This window comes from Mycobacterium sp. TH-M82 (assembly GCF_057473605.1).
The window spans coordinates 1-4,727 of the sequence record NZ_JBYCKY010000884.1 but is presented as its reverse complement, the minus strand read 5'-3'; the positions used below and the strand labels follow the sequence as shown (position 1 = coordinate 4,727).

Here is a 4,727-nt window from a genome sequence, read left to right as displayed (position 1 = left end):
GGCGATCAGCAACGGGGTGCCGGCGTTTCGTAAACCGAAGTCGCGCAACGCCGCCACCACCTTGTTGATGCTCGGTGTGATCGCGGTGACGTTGCTGATGGGCATCATCGTGCTGGCCGCCAAGACCGGGGTGAAGGTCGCCGAACGACCGGCCAACCAACTGATCGGAGCGCCGGCGGACTACCAGCAGAAGACCGTGGTCGCCCAGTTGGCCGAGACGGTATTCCGTGGCTTTCCTCCCGGCTTGTGGGTCATCGCCGGGGTCACCGCGTTGATCCTGGCACTGGCCGCCAACACCGCATTCAACGGGTTCCCGGTGCTGGGGTCGATTCTGGCCCAGGATTCCTATCTGCCGCGCCAGTTGCATACCCGTGGTGATCGGCTGGCGTTCTCCAACGGCATCATCTTCTTGGCGGTGGCCGCGATCTCGTTCATCGTGGTGTTCAGTGCCGAGGTCACCCCATTGATCCAGCTCTACATCGTCGGTGTGTTCGTCTCGTTCACGTTGAGTCAGATCGGGATGGTGAGGCACTGGAACCTGTTGCTGCGTAACGATACCAGCTCGCAGATCCGCCGCACCATGCTGCGTTCGCGGGTGGTCAACACCATCGGTTTCATCTCCACCGGCACCGTGCTGGTCGTCGTTGTCGCCACCAAGTTCGCCGCGGGCGCGTGGATTGCCATCGTGGCCATGTCAGCGCTGTTCGTATTGATGAAGCTGATCCGCCGGCACTACCAGGCGGTCAGCCGGGAGCTGACCGAGCAGGCCGCCGCCGAAGAGGACCAGGCCGTGTTGCCCAGTCGCAATCACGCCGTCGTGCTGGTGTCGAAGCTGCACTTGCCGACCCGGCGGGCGCTGGCCTACGCCCGGGCGACCCGGCCCGATGCTTTGGAGGCCATCACGGTAGGGGTTGACGACACCGAAACGCGGGACCTTGTCCGTGCTTGGCAGGACAGCGATATCACGGTGCCGCTCAAGGTCATCGCCTCGCCGTACCGCGAGGTCACGCGGCCGGTGCTGGACTACGTCAAACGGGTCAGCAAGGAATCGCCGCGCACCGTGGTCACCGTGTTCATCCCGGAATACGTCGTGGGCCACTGGTGGGAGCAACTGTTGCACAACCAGAGCGCCCTACGGCTCAAGACCCGGCTGCGGTTCATGCCGGGGGTGATGGTGACTTCTGTTCCCTGGCAGCTCAGTTCGTCGGAACGGCGCAGACAGCTGCAGCCGCACCTGGCCCCGGGCGACACCCGGCGGGGCTTCCTGGACGGGCCGGGATGATACTCGCTGAACTGACGCTGACTACCGGCTCCCCGGTCAACGGCGGTAGTTGCGTGGCCCGTCACGAAGATCGGGTGGTGTTCGTCCGCTATGCGCTGCCCGGCGAGCGGGTTCGGGCACGCGTTACCGCGCAGCGCAGTGCGTACTGGCACGCCGAGGCGGTCGAAGTGATCGAGCCGTCGGCGAGCCGGGTGGCCTCGCTGTGCCCGATCGCCGGGGTGGACGGGGCGGGCTGTTGCGATCTGGCGTTCGCCGATCCGGCCGCGGGGCGGGTTTTGAAGGCCGAGGTGGTGGCCAACCAGCTGGAGCGGCTGGGTGGGCACCGCTGGCACGGCCAGGCTGAACCGCTCGGCACTTCGGGTTCCACCGGCTGGCGCACTCGGGTCCGTCTCGACGTGGACGCCGACGGCCGCGCCGGCTTTCACCGCTACCACAGCGACGACCTGATCACCGACCTGCGGTGCGGGCAACTGCCTGCCGGGATGCTCGACGGCCTGCCCGACGGTCTTCGGTTCGGTGATCAGGTGTACGTGGTGCTCGACGACGACAACGTTCGGCACGTGGTCAGCACCGGCCGCCACCGGCGACCGCAGGTCGTCGAGGGCGACTATCGCGCGATCCAACGGGTGGGTGGACGTCGCTGGCAAGTGCCGGTGACGGCGTTCTGGCAGGCGCACCGCGACGCGGCGGGGGTGTATAGCGGTTTGGTGGCCGAGTGGGCCCAGGCTGGTGTCGGCGCGATCGCCTGGGATCTCTACGGCGGGGCCGGGGTGTTCGGCGCGGTGCTCGGTGAGGCGGTGGGGGAGACCGGCCGGGTACTGAGCGTGGACACCTCGCGGGCTGCGTCGGGGGCTGCGCGGGCCGCGCTGGCCGGCCTGCCGCAGGTGTCGGTGGTCACCGACTCGGTGCGCCGGGCGCTCACCGCGCAACGCGACCGTGTTGATGTGGTGGTGCTGGATCCGCCACGCTCGGGCGCCCGACGCGAGGTGATCGAGCTGCTGGCCGGCGCCGGCGTGCCACGGGTCATCCATTTCGGTTGTGAAGCAGCGTCTTTCGCCCGTGATGTCGGCCTATACCGCGGGCACGGCTACACCGTCGAGCGGCTGCGGGTGTTCGACGCGTTCCCGCTTACTCACCACGTGGAGTGCGTGGCATTACTGACGCGCTAGCTGGTTAGTCGGGGGCAAGCCCCGATTCACCCCAACACGAAATACCGCAACCACAGGTACAGCGCCGAGAGCGCGCAGGAGATCGCGGTGACCACGATGCCTTTCCGGGTGAACTCCCAAAAAGAGATGGGATTGTCGGTGCGTGCCGCGATCCCCAGCACGATGACGTTGGCGCTGGCTCCCACAGCGGTGAGGTTGCCGCCGAAGTCGGTGCCGAGCGCCAGCGCCCACCACAACACGTCCGGATGCGGCAGGCTGGGCATCGACTCCGACAGTTTGCCGACGATCGGTGTCATGGTGGCAACGTAGGGGATGTTGTCGATGATCCCGGACACCGGCGCCGAGACGCCCAGGATCAGCATCGTGGTCAGCAGCGGGTTGCCACCGGTCGTCTCGGTCGCCGCACGGCCCAGGTGCTCGACCACACCGGTTTTCACCAAAGCGCCGACCATGATGAACAGCCCCGCAAAAAACAGCAGCGTCCCCCACTCGACATTGGCCAGGTAGTCGGAGCGCTCCAGCCTGGAGATCACGACCAGCGCGCCGGCGCCCAGCAGTGCCACCGTGGCCGGCTGCATGTGCAGCGGTGAATGGGCGATGAACGCGCCGAACACCAGCGCCAGCACCACGCCAGACTTGACCAGCAGCCCTCGGTCGCGGATGGCTTCGCCCTCCTCCAGCGACATCACGTCAGCGACCCGCGCGGCATCGACGGCGAATGAGGCGGGGAACAGCCGGGGCAAAAGAGCAATGAACACCGCGAGGGCGATGACGACGATCGGCGCCAAGTGCATCAGGAAGGCGTTGAACGTCAACCCGGCCCGGCTGGCGATGATGATGTTGGGCGGATCGCCGACCAAAGTGGCCGCGCCACCGATATTGGACGCGAACACCTCGGCCATCAAAAACGGCGCCGCGTTGATCGCCAGCCGGTCACACACCAGCAGTGTGACCGGGGCGATCAGCAGGACCGTGGTGACGTTGTCCAGCAGCGCCGACGCGAACGCGGTGACCAGCACCAGCAGGATCATGATGCGCAGCGGGGAGCCGCCCGCGCGTTTGGCCGACCAGATCGCGATGTATTCGAAGACACCGGTCTGGCGCAGCACACTGACGATGATCATCATGCCGAACAGCAAAAAGATGACGTCCCAGTCGATTCCGGTCTCGCGGGAGTAGAAGATGTCGTCGGAGCCGATCACCGGCAAGACGGCGACGGCCGCCGCACCGGCCAGCGCCACCAGCGTCTTGTTGACTCGGTCGGCGGCGATGAACGCATAGGCGAGTACGAACACCGCGATCGCGATGACGGTCATCGGCCGGCGCCCACGGTGCACTCCTGGTAACGGAACATGTCACGCCGACCAGGCTTCCCGGCACACCGGATGTCACGCTATCAGCAGCGTCGGTCAATGTGTGAGGGCCGCAGACAGTAGCCGCGACGCGGTGATCACCCCGTGCAGTTCGCCGTCTTTGACCACCGCGATCAGCGGGCTGCGCAGCCGCGCCATGGTGGCGGCCACCTCGATGATGGTGTCATCGGCGTCGGCGGCGGGCACGTTGCGCAGGTGCTCGGGCAGCACGTCGCGAACCATCTTGCCGGCCAGTTTCTCCGCCGCGCGGTCGGCCATCGTCTCGTTGAGCACACCGGCCAGTGCGGGGTCGTCCTGTACATAACCCGGCACGATGAACCGGACCACCTGGGAGGCCGGCAGCACCGCGTAGGGTTTTCCGGACATATCGGTGACGACGATGCCGGGCAGCCGGTACTCGGCCAGCAGCCGGGCGGCGTCCAGCGCGTCGGAGTCGACGGCCACCACCGGAAAATCCTCGGCGATCTCCTCGGCGCGCATGCCAGAACCATACGTCCGCCGCAGGCTGACCCGGCGGGCGGGAACCGGTGAATCGCGACCGTGCCGGTGCGTAGACTGACTGAATGCTCGAACAGATCCGCGGCCCCGCTGATCTGCAGCACCTTTCTCACCCGCAGCTGGCCGACCTGGCTGGCGAGATCCGTGAGTTCTTGATCCACAAGGTCGCCGCCACCGGGGGACATCTGGGGCCCAACCTCGGCGTGGTGGAGTTGACGCTGGCGCTGCACCGGGTGTTCGACTCACCGCACGATCCGATCCTCTTCGACATCGGGCATCAGGCCTACGTGCACAAGATGCTGACCGGACGCTGCCCCGACTTCGACACCCTGCGCAAAAAAGGCGGACTGTCCGGCTACCCGTCGCGTGCCGAGAGCGAGCACGACTGGGTGGAGTCCAGCCACG

At 66.7% G+C, this 4,727-nt stretch carries 5 protein-coding genes; 3 read left to right on the top strand and 2 right to left on the bottom strand.

Annotated elements, in window-relative coordinates:
- The coding region (locus AC2VON_RS25735) for an APC family permease (protein WP_486955339.1) at window positions 1-1,282 on the top strand (1,282 nt) is incomplete at its 5' end.
- Window positions 1,279-2,451, top strand: a complete 1,173-nt coding sequence (locus AC2VON_RS25730; RefSeq protein ID WP_486955338.1) for a class I SAM-dependent RNA methyltransferase — start codon at window positions 1,279-1,281, stop codon at window positions 2,449-2,451. The genes AC2VON_RS25735 and AC2VON_RS25730, both read left to right, overlap by 4 nt.
- A gap of 26 nt (window positions 2,452-2,477) precedes the next feature.
- On the opposite strand, the gene AC2VON_RS25725 is transcribed toward AC2VON_RS25730, so the two are convergent.
- Window positions 2,478-3,767: an ArsB/NhaD family transporter gene (locus tag AC2VON_RS25725; RefSeq protein ID WP_486955337.1), complete on the bottom strand. Its 1,290-nt coding sequence runs from the start codon at window positions 3,765-3,767 to the stop codon at window positions 2,478-2,480.
- Window positions 3,768-3,860: 93 nt separating this feature from the next.
- Complete coding sequence (locus AC2VON_RS25720; RefSeq protein WP_486955336.1) at window positions 3,861-4,304, bottom strand: CBS domain-containing protein; 444 nt, start codon at window positions 4,302-4,304, stop codon at window positions 3,861-3,863.
- Between the two features lie 83 nt (window positions 4,305-4,387).
- Between AC2VON_RS25720 and AC2VON_RS25715 the strand changes: the two genes are divergently transcribed.
- Window positions 4,388-4,727 (top strand): 1-deoxy-D-xylulose-5-phosphate synthase N-terminal domain-containing protein (locus tag AC2VON_RS25715; RefSeq protein ID WP_486955335.1); only part of this gene is annotated, 340 nt, incomplete at its 3' end.

Coding starts and splice junctions, on each gene's coding strand:
- AC2VON_RS25720 (WP_486955336.1), bottom strand. CDS start 4,304: ATGCGCGCCGAGGAGATCGCCGAGGATTTTCCGGTGGTGGCCGTCGAC.
- AC2VON_RS25730 (WP_486955338.1), top strand. CDS start 1,279: ATGATACTCGCTGAACTGACGCTGACTACCGGCTCCCCGGTCAACGGC.
- AC2VON_RS25725 (WP_486955337.1), bottom strand. CDS start 3,767: ATGACCGTCATCGCGATCGCGGTGTTCGTACTCGCCTATGCGTTCATC.